This is a genomic window from Bradyrhizobium shewense (genome assembly GCF_900094605.1).
GTDB lineage: Bacteria > Pseudomonadota > Alphaproteobacteria > Rhizobiales > Xanthobacteraceae > Bradyrhizobium > Bradyrhizobium shewense.
In genome coordinates, this window is record NZ_FMAI01000016.1 from 67,773 (window position 1) to 81,103 (window position 13,331).

The window sequence follows — 13,331 nt, forward strand, 5'->3', positions numbered from 1 at the left end:
ATTTATTTGCCGCGTGCGCGATCGATCGCCGCGTCGATTTCACGCTCACAGGCGTCGGCGGCTTCCAATATCCATTCCCGTAACCGCTCGGTTTCCTTGATAAATGCCTTGTAGCGTCGAAGTGCGCTGTGCGGATTCTTTTCCATGCGCAGCTTGTCCGCGCGCTGTGCCCAACGTTGGATTGGGTCGCGCTTGGCTTTTAGCGGATAGTTTTTGCCGAGCCACTCGACGAACTGAAGTGGGTTTCCGGAAAAACCGCGCTTCTGCGCAAACGCCAGCGCCTCTTGCGAGAAGGCAAGAGGCCATGTCTGACAATCAACAACAGCCTGATCCCGTGTCGTCCGCTGATTTTCATAGACCCCGTCGGCTACGATCTTAATGCAAGTGTCCTGTTCCTGAATGATCTCGTCGAGATGATCGGCAAGGGTAGCGACCGTGGTGACGCTATTGTGCGCGCATGCGGCAGATAATGTGCCACAGCCTCTTCCAAAATCCTCGATCTCGCCGGGAAAGCTAGGATGCCCTTTGAAATATTTCTTCGAACGATCTGGGAGACGCTGACCGGATGACCACCCGAAATACGATGGCCGGTACCCGTTGAGGAACCCGCACACAACATCGAAGTAGAAGACAGCAAGGCTTGGCAGTATTGCCTCGTGCTGCAAACCGGCGTGATAGACCTCGTTTCGCACGCCATGCATGATGAGCAAGGTCTGCGATCTCCTCGGTCATCTTACCCGTCAATCGGGCAAACGCGACTTTCTCCGGAAAGGTCCGACCTAGGGCCTTGTCGAGGGCCTCTTGGTGCTCGTAGGCCTCCCCCCGAAAAGAGAATGACTTCAGCTCAGAAGCCTTGTCCTTAGCGATCTGATGCAAGACGAGTTCAAGGGCGTTGCCGGTCAACATCACGCCGAAGCGCGCATTGTTAACGTCGCCCTTCGATAGGTGCTCGAGGGCCAAATCCAATTGCTCTAAAACGTTCGCAAGAAACAATAGCATCGTCGCAGCATGCACGATCAGAGCCAGCTAGAAAAGGCGACTTGCGTGGAGTTGGAAGAGAGAGAACAGGTCGTACAAAATGGGAAAGCTCGTCACTGAGCCGCATTTCCAAGAGATTACGAAAGACTTTTGCGGCTCGCGGTGTTCCGATTGTCGTGCACAACCGGGCACGCCGCGATGCAAGGAGCCTCAGCATCTCAGCTTACGATGATCGAGCGCATCGAGCGCGCACTGGTGCTGCTCGCTTATTTCATCGAGCAGGATGGCGACTTCTGGGTCCCGATGTACGAAAAATTTGAGGCAGAGCATCAGGAACTGAGGGACAGAGAAGATACCAAGGCGCGCGCCCGTCGCCGGCTGTTGGCCTACAGCGAAGCAGGGGCCTTGAAGGCGATCCGCTGAAGATACTTCAGCTTCAATTCAAGCGATGGGCCCTTCCCATACTTCGGCTTGTAGGTCTTATGGCCCATGAGACTGTCGATGAGACTGTCCGGAGCTTCAGCAGCAATCAGCCGATCCTTGAAGCTATGCCGCAAAGAACAGACCGTGTGTTCTTTCGTCGGCCGCAGCCCGTTCTCCTGAAGATACTTGTTCAACGTCGCGGAAAGGTTGGAAGACTTGTCACGATAGCGCGGGAAGCCCTGCGGGCGCCTTTTCATGGCGGCGAGTGCAGCACCCACCAGCGGTATCTCCCGCTGCGAATCGGCCGTCTTGAGGCGACGCCCTTCCGGCAGGATCTTCACGTGAGGTATCGGTCCCTTCAGGATGATAGCGTCCTCTTGGAGGTTCACGACCTCTGAAGGCCGCAAGCCGGTGTCGGCCACCACGTACAACACCAAGCGGGCATCCTCGTTCAAACCATCCAGAGCGCCCTTCGCAAGCAGGCGCTTTTGGACGAACTCAGTTTCATAGGGCACCCGCGGCCGCTCAATCTCACCCTTTAGCCGGAGTCCCTTGAAAATGTCAGGCAGGTTGAGCCGCCGCCGAATACTGACCTCCTTCAGCATCCGGTTGAGCTGACCAATATCCTTGTTGGCCGTCTTAGGCTCGGCCTCTTCGGCAATGATGCGGCCACGCCACCATTCGCAGTAATTGATACCGTCCTCTTCGGTGATCTCATTAACCGGCTTGTCCTTGGCAATTTTCACGAACCGCTCGACAGCACGCGAGCGGCCATTGCGCCAAATGCGGAGCTGATCCGCCCAGTCGCGTCCCAACGCATGTCCAGACGAGCATCGACAAAGGCACTCAGCGTCGTTCGCATCAGCCTCTGGTTGGCAAGAAATAGGTCGTCGACAAATCTGACCCTCTGCACCCCGAGCCGGGTCCCGAGATCCAGGGCCTCTGCCATGATGCTATCCGGCTTACGCATGCGGATGGTGATGTCTGGATTGCTGCTGACGGCGGCACCGCAAAACGAGCAGTCGAAGGGACACCCGCGCGATGCCACCATCGCCGACTCCAGAACTCCCCCGTCAGAATAGGGATCATGATCCAGGTGGCTTCTGTCCAGGAGCGGCATCGCGTCGAGATCGGGTGCCAGTAGAAGCGGGTCTTTGGCACGCACAGACGGCATCACCGCAGTCTGTCCTTCGCGCCAAAACACTCCCGGCAATTCACCGCGCGATCTCTTATCACCGAGCAAACGAGGGACACGCGTTTCCGCTTCTCCGAGGACGAGCGCATCGATACGCGGGATCCGGAAATCTTCGAGTATGGAGCGCGGGAGTGCCTTGGCTTGATGTCCACCCAGCATTACCGATATCGCGGGATCGAGCTGCTGCAGGAGGCGGACACTATGCACATAGGTCGGCGCCAGCAGGTTTAATCCCACCCACCGTGGACCGACGCGGTTGAGCAAGGCAGCGACCTGGGAGAGACCGAGACCCCGGGCTTCGGCATCCAGGACCCGAACCGCAAAGCCGCTCCGATTGGCACAGGTCGCGATATAAGCCAGTCCGAGCGTCGGCAGCGTGAAATTGTTGCGCCGAGGCTCCTGGTCATAGTCTTTGAGCGGTGAGTTCACCAGGACGAGGTCCACGCCGCTCTCGATCGCCCGCTCCTCCTTCACGAACTGTTCCTCTGGACCATCGCAGCGATTTCGGCGGCAAGTTGCCGCGACAACGTCATCGCGTCGAGCGTAGCATCCACGACCCGCACGTCGTGGCCCTGTGTCCGCAGGAACGCCGCGGCCTCGTCGTACAATTCGATTTCCTCACCCGTGCCGATCCGGTCCTTGAACCAGTCCGATTTTCGCGGTCGACTGCGACGTCTTTCCTCCAGTGCCTCCGACCCAAGACGCAAGACGAACGTTGTCGATCCCTTCAAAAACGGTCGGTTCACGTCGTAGAGATAGTCGATGGGCACACCGGCAAACCGCTGATAGACGAAGGTCGAAACGACGAACCGATCACAAAGCTGGAGCTGGCGCGCGCCCTCCCTCAATTCGGCGCGAGCTGCAGCAGCTGCAAGGGCCAAGGTGAACGGTCGGTCGCCCGCACCGGCCAGATCCCGGATCACAGCGCTCCAGCGGCCACTGTCGTTGTTGCTACACCTGTCGAACGCAACATCCGCCCGGATCAGGTCCTCCGAGATCAGATCAAGTAGCCTGGACTTTCCTATTCCGCTCGGCCCCTCGAGGGCGACGATCGGAAAACTGGCCACGCCCCCATTGGAATCGTGTGAAAACATCGATTGAAATATCCGCAATATCTTCGGGGCCCTGTCGAGGGAGCCCCTCTGTCCTGACGCCAGGTGCTCAATCCCTGGATGAAATCGAGGCATGATGCCGCCTTTCCCGCGATTCGGAAACTACGACTTTTCGCCTATTCGCTTGATCCCGCTGGGTCGCACGACCGGTATCTGTCTTCGCCAAGAGGGCTCTACGCGGCAATCATGACGGTCAATGCGATGACAGGACCGAGGTTATGAGTTCCATCGCCCGGTCTCGAATAATGCCGGATCCTGCAAACGCAAAGCTTCTTCCGACACCTTTCGAAGCATGACCTTTTCGAGGGCGGCGGCCGTTGATAGGGAAGTTCGTGCTCAGCAGCGGCAATCGCGACGTTGTCCGAATCAAGTCGTGGGCCCGTTTACGAATCCTTGAGCGACGAACAGCGTGGTATCGGCGGCTCCGAGGTGGCAGTATTTGCCGTGAGCGTGGGCCAAGGATTTGCGGAGCGGACCGTGGAAGAGGACGAATCTTTCGCCGAAGCCCAGTCGACTCTGTGTGCCAACTGGGGCGCCGGATCAGGGAGCTGCGGCAGACGTCTCGCATGAGCCAGCGCGATCTGGCCGAACGCGCCGGGATTTCTCTGGTCAGCCAGATCGAGCTGGCCGAGGCCAATCTGACACTTGCTTCCCTGCTCAAGATCGCAATGCGCTCGGTATCGACCTTGCAGCCTTTTCGCTCAATGTTTGATCGGGCGAGCGGCAGGTCGGCTTGGCTTTGAACGATGACATTTAGGTAAAAAAAGCGTAGTTTATGTGCTTGTCTATGCGTTTATTCTCATCATTGGACCTGCAGCAGCAGTCGGGCGAAATCCAACAAGCTGCTTAAGCGCCGGTCGTTATCACCAGCCACGGGAAGCCGCGCGCTGTAGTGATGTCGGTCGAGGAATTCCTGACTGAAGACCGAGGCTCGGGAAGAAATCGCGATCGAAGCGATTACACGGCAGCCGACAGTGTTCGGCCCCGAGCCCGATGATGTGCTTGGCTATCCCGAGCACGACCCAGTCGAAGCCGTCCGTACATGGCAAAGGATGCCGCTGCTGGCATCAACCAGGACCTGGTGCAATGAGAAGCCGACAGGATTACAAAGCACTTTGTTCGAGGCGCGAAGTGAACCGCCCGAGGATGCGCCGGAAATGAAAGGACGACGCGGCGTGAACATCGAAGGCCTCGCGGCCAGCGATGGCCTCCTCCATTTCGGCTTCAGGGGGCCGGCCATCGACGGAAGCGCCCCGATCCTGTCGCTGAATGCGAAAGCTTTATTCGAAACGTCAGGTCCGGATGGCGCAGTCACCTTCCTAAAGATTGGCAAGGGCCGCGGTGTCAGAGATCTCGCGGCAATCAAGGGCGGGATTTGGTCCTTGCTGGGCCTGACGACGATAAGGCGAACAAGGATGTGCGATGGACAGTCGGCGTCTGGGACGGAGTTCCGAGCCGGACTCCCGATTACAAGGAGCTCGCGACTTTAGTAGTCGATGGCGTCAAGCTCCGGGACTGCGATAAGGAATTGAAGCTTGAGGCCGTGGCGGTGGTCGAGGATTTGCCTACTGCCTTAACGCTAGTGGCCATGTCGGACGGCATGTGCGACGGCGGACCCGTCAAGTTCGAGATCCCGCGCCCTTAGCGTTGGCCTCGAACACAAGCAAAAGGCCGCGCAAGCGCCGCGGCCTCCTCAAGCATAAGAGCAATCGTCGACCCGCGCTGCGCCGCCGTCAGCGGACCTTTGCGCCCACAGACCCGTTGATCAACGTCATGTCGTTGTCGGACTTGATGTTCTCGGTCATACGATCGGTGAGCTGCTGCAGGATGGCCGGGCCACGTTCGCCATAGACCTCGCGGAAACGCGCCACGACGGTCTCTTCGGCGGAATCCGCCATCCGCCGGCTCGCTTCCTGATAAGCCTTGTCAGCAATAATGGTCACGCCAAATACCTATTCCGTTTAGGGACCCCGGCCCGGGGTCTAGGGCCTAATTCTACCTAATTATGGTGTCTCTGCATTGCAGCGTACCAGCTATGCACGATTTGGTAGTGTGAGTCGATGGCCGCGTTCGAGGCGGCCCTAGGGGAGTCACGGGTTGAACTTTTGCTCAGATTGCCACTAAAAGTTTTAACGCGCTGTAAATACAACAATTTTTCCGCACCTTCGTTCCGGCGGCGCCGCGGACAACCACGAAGAAGTTATGCCCACGAATAATCCTTTGCTCGTTTCGGACGTGATTTCCAGGGTTTTCCCAGACGGTACAAACGAGGAGGGAAACGGAGCTCCTGCTTTCCCGCCCGATCTTTTCGCGGTAACATCATACCTCCTAAAGGTTGGCAGCGTCTACCACAACATCATCCCGCGGGGTGATCCGACGTTCTGGAAAAGCCCGTGCGTCTGTTTGGCGGAAGATCAGCTCGAAGCTTGGCGCGCGGTAGGTCGCAGGTGGTCCGTGGAGTTTCCGCGAATTCCTGTCGAGGTCACGGAGCTATGGAGCGCGTTGGTCGAGCAGGGCAAGTCGCTCGTTTTCGAGGCATCCACTCTGCCGAAACCTCCGAAATGGTGGGAGATCTGTTACGGCCTGATGGTCATTGCCGACGAAGCCAGCGCGGATGCCGGTTACGTCCATGTCGAAGGGAAGGAAAGCAATAATCATTTCGCGGTCACCGTCGACTTCATCCTCCGTCGCGCGGCAGACGCCGTCACCCCAAGCGATCGGCATCGTCGCATCGACGCGCACATCGCCAGCATCTGCACCAGGGCGGACCGCGACGTCGTTTGCGTCCAACCGAAATCACATACGCCGGAAGTCGGCTGCACACCGCGCGTATTGGCGCACAACCTGGCACTTCTGCCCCCACGCGGGGAGATGAGAGTCCATTGGCAACGCCCCCCGTGCCGCCCACTGCCCGAAGCTCAAGTGGACCTAAAGCTCCTGCTGATTCCGTATCCTTACGAAATCCCCGACGAGGCATTTCAGGCAGAGCCGGTATCGACCCCAGCGGAGGTCGCCAACAAGACCCGTGCCAAGCCGTGGGGCTGGTTCTCGCTCGACCAAACGTGGCTTCCGAGCGATCCGGCAAAAATGGTCCAATACGTCGAAGCTCTCATAGCGCAAGCGAAGAAAAAGACCACGCACATCCACGCGGTCATGTTTCCCGAATACGCATTGAACTGGGCCTGCTATGAGGCGATCGCAAATCATCTGCGCGACTTCCACCCCGACGTGGAATTTCTACTGGCCGGGTCGAGCGAGAACTGCGCGGGTATCAAAGGAAATTTTTCGCTGTCGTCCCACTTCTTCGACGAGAAAGGCCCGGACGGCGAGCAAGTGCGCCTCGCCGCCACGACCAGCAGCGGCAAGCACCATCGCTGGCGTCTCGATCGTCATCAATTGAACCGCTACGCTCTCTTAGAACGCCTCGATCCCAACTACATGTGGTGGGAAAAGATGGCGATCACCCAGCGCGACATATACGTGAAGGTTATTAGAAGCGCGTCCGTATTCACGACACTGATCTGCGAAGATCTCGCCCGAAGCGACCCCTGTCACGAAGTCCTGCGCTCGATCGGGTCCAATCTCGTGTTCGTTCTGCTCATGGACGGTCCGCAACTCATCGCACGTTGGCCAGGTCGATATGCGACGGCACTTTCCGACGATCCCGGGTGTTCGGTCCTCACGTTCACGTCCCGAGCGCTCATCAAGCGGTCTAACGAAACCGAGAAGGCCAAGGATAAGAAATTTGTCGAGTCGTGGTCGGTCGGACTTTGGAAGGACGCCGAAGGAAGTGCCAAGGCTATTCCGTGCGCGACGGGCTCGCACGCGGTCGTCATCGCCATTCACGGAACTCCGCATTTCGAGGCCGCGCTCGACGGCCGGCAGAATGCAGATGCGGTCCGATGGAAAATGACGGGAGACCCGTTGCAGGTGAAGCTAGCGGCCAAAGACGCGAACAAACTACTGAAATCGATCAAACCTGAGAGTTAGCCATGGCTGATCGCGACAAGAGCCCCAAGGTCTATCTCGCCGGACCAACCGTATTCCTGCCCAACGCCCTCCCCGCCGGAAGATATCTGGTCGAGGTGTGCAGTAAACTTGGGCTGAATGGTTGCTATCCCATCGACCCCCCCGCTCCCAATACGGTGTCGGCGCGCGAAATCTTCAAACACAACGTGGGCCTTTTGCGAAGATGCGACCTGATGGTCGCGGACCTTTCGCCCTTCAGAGGGCCGCATGCCGACGACGGCACGTCCTTCGAAGTCGGGATGGCCTACGCTCTCGGTCTGCCGATATTCGCGTACACGACCGACGTGCGTCCTCTTTCCGAGCGCATACCCGCCTCTCGCGACGAACTCGGAACGATGCGCGACGCATGCGGCCTGGAAGTAGAGAGCTTCGGCAACTTTCAGAACCTGATGCTTTCCGAGAGTATCGTGTCGGTGCATGATCGACCGGAGGATGCGATCCTCGCGGCCGCGCGACATTTCCGCCTAGCATAGGTCTATCAGCGGCAGAGTTCGATTCCGCCGGCCCGCTGAACCCGGGCTGCCATCCTCGACGGAAGGCTCGGCGCGATCGATGACCACGTATTCGTCGGGTCGGCATCTCGTACGCAAGCGGATCTAATCTGCTCGACCGTTAGGTTGTTCGCCTTCGAGAAATCGGCGCGGGCGATGTTGGCGCCCCATAAGCCCGCACTGTTCATATCCGAGTCGCCAAATGTCACCCCGCTCAAGTCGGCCTTCTCGAAGTTCGCTCCGACAAGCCGAGAAGCTCCGCTGAAAGACGCGCCTGCCAAGTTCGCGCCTTCCATGCCAGCTCCATCCAATTGCACGCGCTGGAACTTTGCGTTCGAGAAATTGGCCCTTAAACGCGCCAACTTCTCCGCTGCGACCTCATGATGCAAGGACCACGCCCCCAGTGCACTGTATTCGGACCAGTTCGTATTGTGAACGACTCCCGCCTCGACACCTCTCATGTCGGAGTCGGAGATCGTCGTTTCCCCGGCACTGATCCGAAGCATCTTGGCGCCAGGAATGAACAACCAGCTCAAGCCGCGCGTGCCCCAGGCATCCGCATTCGCAAGGCACGTTCCATCGAGGTCGTATTGCCTCCGAAGGTGATCATCCGCCCCCCGTTCCAGGAATAGACGGGTGGTGGCGCTGACCGCGGCATCTTGCGCGAAAGCAGCGTCTTTGTAGGCGTCATGCTTCGGAGCGCCCGCATTCAGGCCGCATACTGCTCGTGACCGCACGCTGATGAACTGGGCCATCGCGGAATAGGTCGAGGCCCTGTAGAGAGGATCGGATTCGGCGATGCGGGCCAAGACGTTGAAACTACCAATGGTTACCCACGTGTTGTCTGGTGCTTCTTTCAATTGCGAGAAGGCTTTTGCGAATTGATCGGCCGTGGCCAGATCGGTCTTTTGCCTGTAGTCGAGACTGTAATTCACCGAACTCTGCATGAACGTGGCGACGAACGCGAGCCCAGCTACCACTTGAGCCATGGTCGATCTGATCGCATTTCTGGTGGTCGCGACCCGTAGAATCTCGTCGTACTTAGCCGAACTAGAATTCGGTATGATCACCCGCGGCGCGAATACAATCGCAGAAAAGCCCAAAGCGGCGAAGATCAGGACGAACACTTCAATCGTCGTCATTTGAGTACTTCCTTCTCGCCGTCGGTGGAGATTCTCAGATGGCTGTCCAGAAGGATCGCGTCCACACTGATGGGCGAAAGCGGTTCGCCATCCCACCCCACGATGCCAATCTCGGGATTCGGCTGCCCGTATCCGCGCTTGATTACCTCGAGTACCGCCTGGAGATTTTGCGCGGTATACCCGAGTTGGGGTACGCAAAAGGCTCGCATCAGTACCGAGACGTGAATGCGTTCCTCGATCGGCTCGGCGTGCCTATCCCGGCTGACGTTGACCACTTGGGGGATGCGGCGACTTGTTGCAGCTACCCGATAGTTCGAGATGGATCTGAATGCGTACGGGAAAAGACGGAACAGCAACGTACGGGAATCGTGCAGCTGGCAACTGGCTCGGGATCGCACTTCGTCAGCATCCAAGTCCTTCCAGGCCGTTTGATCAATCGGGAAGTCCGGGTAGTAGTGGCGAATTCGCTTGATCATCCAATCGAGCGAAAGGTCGTCCAACGCGTGTTCGCGCTGCGCCTCGGTGTCTTCGTTGACGTACCCCCCGCCAATGTCCGAGTGAGCACCGGCGAACCAAACCTGCTCGGTTTTCGTTTCGAAGTTCTTGAATTTGCTCTTTCTCCACAAGGAGGCCTCAAAGGCCTCCCGATGCTCGTCGATGGCCAATGCATGAAGATTGACATCGGTGATCGAGGAGAGCTCCACATCGTGAAATTCGTAGGTATCGCGGTTCGCAACTCTGAAAGCGCTCGCCGGGATGCCAAGTGCTCCCACGGTATCGTAGACACCGAGAAGAGCCACACGGAGCGTCGACCTGTCGTGTATGTGGGGAAGTAACGAGCTCCATACACCGGGAAGACGCTCGTTCAGCGGACACCGATAGAAATCCCAAGCCTCCTGTTCGAGGTCGGCTGTACAGGTTTCGCGCCTTAAGAGGCCGGCAGCATGGATGTACCCTACCAGCGACCTCGCGGTATAAGCTCCCCGGGAGAAGCCGAAGATGAATATCTGGTCACCGGGCTCGTAGTGGAAGGACAAGAATTTATATGCCCGGCGGATGTTGCCATCTAACCCTAAACCAAAAGCGCCCCCGAAAAAGCGATCCAGGAAAGCCCCGGTGCCTACTCCTCGTTCATAAAAGATGATGTTCTTCTTGTTCTTGGTCGTGATCGGTTCGACCCTAGTCTCGGGACTGCTGCCTGGGACGGCTTCCCCCTTCGACGAGCCCTTGGCTCTCAAGGTCCGCGAGATCGCTTCGCGCATGCGAACGATGTTCGTGTCGTAAACTCCGAAGTCCGAGTCGTTCCAAGTACCGTCGAGCAAAAGAATGATGCGCTTTGTCATGGATGGCAATCGGGTTGAATATCCAAGGCGGAGTTGCGCGGATTTCGATCGAGAACATTGCCGAGAATTTTTGGTCCGGTAGACTAGGAACGTCCCTAGTCGGCTCCGAATTCACGCTCCAGGTGAATACGCCTTGAGGTTTTCTCAGACCAACTTCAGCCAATTGTAGATTGCGCACAGAGCAGCAAAGAAACATTGCGCGGAAGATGCGACGGCAAGGAGCAGCTTGACCTTGGTCACGGTGCGCATACGATTGAACGTTCTAAAAACATCCCGAGGTGACCGCGACAGAACTATCGCGATCAGGCAATCTTCGGTGAGGTCGGTGACCATGTATCCGGCCGGCAGCGCATAGAATAGTCACCAGGGCGCGCCGGTGCCCTTGGCCAGTTCATAAGATCCAGCAGCGAGAAATATACCGAGGCAAAGAAGGAAACCGACATCGAGCGGTAGGACCACGCGAACATACCCTTCGCGGCCGAAGCGTTTGGCTCAAGCCAGAGCTTAAGGCTCGCTGCAGACGGCGGGGTGCCGGCCGGGGGTATGTTGTCACCCCGCTCCAGAAACCTGGCGCCCACGGCAGACCCGAACCTGAGTGCGCGATCGGGAATGGCGAAGCTCAGTGCGAAGGCGACGCCAGCCAAAACCAAAGGAAACATGCCGAGGTCCACGCCGAACCGTGATGGTTCATTACTTCCCGATATGTCCCCGGTAGCTCCAAATTCCGCGGATGTGAACTAGGGACGTCCCCAGCGTCTTTCGTCGACTCTACGAGGCACGCTTTCTGCACATTGTTACCGCACGATTCGGCAAGCGGGCGCCATTCAGAATATGACATCCTCACCCTTGCAGAGCCTGGTCGTCCAAGGCATGAACATCGCGTTCACGCGATCCGAGAAGGGCCGGGGGACGATCCTCCTCATTCACGGCAACTCCTCCTGCAAAGAGATCTTCGCGGAGCAAATCCCCTACTTATCTCGAAAGGGGTTCGGAGTAGTCGCAGTCGATTTGCCCGGGCATGGAGCTTCGGACGATGCCGCCGATCCTCGCACGACCTACAGCTTTCCCGGTTATGCGAAGGTACTCGATCTGCTCATGACGTCTCTCGGGACCTCGCAATATCACGTCGTGGGTTGGTCATTGGGAGGCCATATCGGCATTGAGATGTGGGCCAACTTCACAAGCGTCCGTTCGCTGCTTGTCACCGGCACCCCGCCGGTAAGGCTCAGCGCGCTCGGGGCGTCGGAGGGATTTCTGTCCTCTCCCGACATGGATTTGGCCGGCAAGGAAGCGTTTTCGGCGGAGGATTGCCGGCGTTACGCGACGGCGATGCTCGACGGCATGCCGGAAGAGACTTCCGTCCTATGGCGAACGGTCGCGAGAACAGACGGCCTCGCGAGACGCTTCATGATGGAGAACGGTCTTGCCGGGCTTGGCACAGACGAGGTCGACGCCGTCGCGACATGTCCCAAACCGCTGGCGATCGTGCAGGGGAAAACGGATCCGTTCGTCAACCGCGATCACTTAAGCCGCTTGACGTACAATAACTTATGGTTGAATGATCCCATTTTGATTGACGGAGGGCATGCTCCCCATTTGAGATGCGCTGCAGTATTTAATAGCCACTTGGGGGACTTCCTCGACATCGCCGACGCACATTAGCCAGGCAAGCAAGCTGGGGGCAGCATGATTGCAAGCATTGAGAATTTCATTAGTTCATCTCGGTCCGCGGAAACGGTCGGAGCTTTGAAGGACATCTACCTTCAAGCTGTCGAGGCGGAAGGCTACCAGAACGCAGTCTATGCCAAAACCCGCAATCGTTCGGTGGTGGATATTCCGTGGCTGAAGTTTCCCGCGGGATACGCTGAGTCGTATGTTTCCAATCGATGGGACGAGCTGGACCCCGTCGTCCATTTCGTACCGTCCGCGCGAAGGCCCTTCACGTGGAGCGAAGCCTGTGGCAGCCAAAAGATTTCGCGCGCTCAGAGAACATTCATCGAGAACTGCCGAGATATGGGCGTCCACTCAGGAGTCACGATTCCTCTTCATGGGCCGGGTGGGGAAGTGCATCTAATCAGCCTCAGCATGCGGGACGAAAGGCGCGAAGCTCCCAACATTCTGCCCAAGCTTTTAGGACTTACGTATCAGTACAGATTCAGGTTGAGTGAGTTGGAATGCGACGAAATCCTTCCTCCGAATGATTTGACTTCGAAGGAAGTCGAGTGCCTCCGATGGTGCAAGGAAGGCAAGACCAATTGGGAGATCGGAGAAATCCTTCACATCTCGGAAAAGACGGTCGAGTTTCACGTTTCGAATACGATACGCAAGCTCGGGGTGAGCAATAGAATCACCGCGGTGGTGAAGGGCATTCAGTGCCGCCTTATCTCCATTTGAAGCGTTAAGCCGCACGGCTGATCGCGCACACGGCGTCGATCGCGTTCTCAAGTCAATTCAAGCCTTCGGTGAACAACGTTATCTCAATGTTCAATGGAGCCATTATCTGCTACCTCATCGTGAGGACCGCAGCTCTCAATCAGGACTCTAGGGTCTCGGGCCACCTGCATCACGGCCTCCGTGACTGCCGGATTCTGGAACTCAAGCCCCGCCATCATCCCGAT

At 57.7% G+C, this 13,331-nt stretch carries 15 protein-coding genes; 7 read left to right on the forward strand and 8 right to left on the reverse strand.

Going from position 1 to position 13,331, the window contains the following annotated elements; translation table 11 throughout:
- Positions 1-2: 2 nt before the first annotated feature.
- Complete coding sequence (locus GA0061098_RS27200) at positions 3-710, reverse strand: hypothetical protein (protein ID WP_091963853.1); 708 nt, start codon at positions 708-710, stop codon at positions 3-5.
- A gap of 496 nt (positions 711-1,206) precedes the next feature.
- Here GA0061098_RS27200 and GA0061098_RS27205 point away from each other — a divergent pair, with 496 nt between their 5' ends.
- The gene (locus GA0061098_RS27205; RefSeq protein ID WP_091963855.1) at positions 1,207-1,401 is read left to right on the forward strand and encodes a hypothetical protein; all 195 of its coding nucleotides are present in this window, start codon (positions 1,207-1,209) and stop codon (positions 1,399-1,401) included.
- Here the strand turns inward: GA0061098_RS27205 and GA0061098_RS27210 are convergent.
- Genes GA0061098_RS27210 through GA0061098_RS27220 form a run of 3 tightly spaced genes read right to left on the reverse strand, consistent with a single transcriptional unit; the run spans position 1,365 to position 3,690 of the window.
- Positions 1,365-2,147, reverse strand: coding sequence for a tyrosine-type recombinase/integrase (locus GA0061098_RS27210; RefSeq protein WP_245323623.1), 783 nt, complete (start codon positions 2,145-2,147; stop codon positions 1,365-1,367). The genes GA0061098_RS27205 and GA0061098_RS27210 overlap by 37 nt on opposite strands.
- Entirely contained in the window at positions 2,144-3,070 is a 927-nt protein-coding gene (locus GA0061098_RS46300) for a B12-binding domain-containing radical SAM protein (RefSeq protein ID WP_245323626.1), read from the reverse strand. The genes GA0061098_RS27210 and GA0061098_RS46300 overlap by 4 nt, the downstream gene beginning before the upstream one ends.
- Positions 3,067-3,690: a hypothetical protein gene (locus GA0061098_RS27220; protein WP_165637633.1), complete on the reverse strand. Its 624-nt coding sequence runs from the start codon at positions 3,688-3,690 to the stop codon at positions 3,067-3,069. Before GA0061098_RS27220 ends, GA0061098_RS46300 begins: the two co-directional genes overlap by 4 nt.
- Before the next feature lie 536 nt (positions 3,691-4,226).
- On the opposite strand from GA0061098_RS27220, the gene GA0061098_RS44055 reads away from it, so the two are divergent.
- Positions 4,227-4,451 (forward strand): helix-turn-helix domain-containing protein, encoded by a 225-nt coding sequence (locus GA0061098_RS44055; RefSeq protein ID WP_283808005.1) that lies wholly within the window; start codon positions 4,227-4,229, stop codon positions 4,449-4,451.
- A 119-nt stretch (positions 4,452-4,570) separates the two neighbouring features.
- The gene (locus tag GA0061098_RS47485; protein WP_129590976.1) at positions 4,571-4,705 is read left to right on the forward strand and encodes a type II toxin-antitoxin system prevent-host-death family antitoxin; all 135 of its coding nucleotides are present in this window, start codon (positions 4,571-4,573) and stop codon (positions 4,703-4,705) included.
- Between the two features lie 736 nt (positions 4,706-5,441).
- Here the strand turns inward: GA0061098_RS47485 and GA0061098_RS44065 are convergent.
- On the reverse strand, positions 5,442-5,651 hold the full coding sequence (locus GA0061098_RS44065) for a hypothetical protein (protein ID WP_129590955.1): 210 nt from the start codon (positions 5,649-5,651) through the stop codon (positions 5,442-5,444).
- A 259-nt stretch (positions 5,652-5,910) separates the two neighbouring features.
- Here GA0061098_RS44065 and GA0061098_RS27235 point away from each other — a divergent pair, with 259 nt between their 5' ends.
- Together GA0061098_RS27235 and GA0061098_RS27240 are read left to right on the forward strand one after the other, a co-directional pair.
- Positions 5,911-7,698, forward strand: coding sequence for a hypothetical protein (locus GA0061098_RS27235; protein ID WP_091963876.1), 1,788 nt, complete (start codon positions 5,911-5,913; stop codon positions 7,696-7,698).
- A 2-nt stretch (positions 7,699-7,700) separates the two neighbouring features.
- Complete coding sequence (locus GA0061098_RS27240) at positions 7,701-8,210, forward strand: nucleoside 2-deoxyribosyltransferase (protein ID WP_091963879.1); 510 nt, start codon at positions 7,701-7,703, stop codon at positions 8,208-8,210.
- 5 nt (positions 8,211-8,215) lie between these two features.
- Here the strand turns inward: GA0061098_RS27240 and GA0061098_RS27245 are convergent, their stop codons facing one another.
- The 3 genes from GA0061098_RS27245 to GA0061098_RS45690 all read right to left on the reverse strand — a co-directional run bounded on the left by GA0061098_RS27245 (position 8,216) and on the right by GA0061098_RS45690 (position 11,372).
- Positions 8,216-9,370 carry a pentapeptide repeat-containing protein gene (locus GA0061098_RS27245; RefSeq protein ID WP_091963881.1) on the reverse strand — a complete coding sequence of 385 codons (1,155 nt, stop codon included), beginning with the start codon at positions 9,368-9,370 and terminating at the stop codon, positions 8,216-8,218.
- Positions 9,367-10,713 (reverse strand): T6SS phospholipase effector Tle1-like catalytic domain-containing protein, encoded by a 1,347-nt coding sequence (locus GA0061098_RS27250; protein ID WP_091963884.1) that lies wholly within the window; start codon positions 10,711-10,713, stop codon positions 9,367-9,369. The genes GA0061098_RS27245 and GA0061098_RS27250 overlap by 4 nt, the downstream gene beginning before the upstream one ends.
- A gap of 302 nt (positions 10,714-11,015) precedes the next feature.
- Complete coding sequence (locus GA0061098_RS45690) at positions 11,016-11,372, reverse strand: hypothetical protein (protein WP_129590956.1); 357 nt, start codon at positions 11,370-11,372, stop codon at positions 11,016-11,018.
- Positions 11,373-11,583: 211 nt separating this feature from the next.
- Between GA0061098_RS45690 and GA0061098_RS27260 the strand changes: the two genes are divergently transcribed.
- Both GA0061098_RS27260 and GA0061098_RS27265 read left to right on the forward strand, forming a co-directional pair.
- Positions 11,584-12,375: an alpha/beta fold hydrolase gene (locus GA0061098_RS27260; protein WP_165637635.1), complete on the forward strand. Its 792-nt coding sequence runs from the start codon at positions 11,584-11,586 to the stop codon at positions 12,373-12,375.
- Between the two features lie 24 nt (positions 12,376-12,399).
- Positions 12,400-13,107, forward strand: coding sequence for a helix-turn-helix transcriptional regulator (locus tag GA0061098_RS27265; RefSeq protein WP_091963892.1), 708 nt, complete (start codon positions 12,400-12,402; stop codon positions 13,105-13,107).
- Positions 13,108-13,331: the final 224 nt, after the last annotated feature.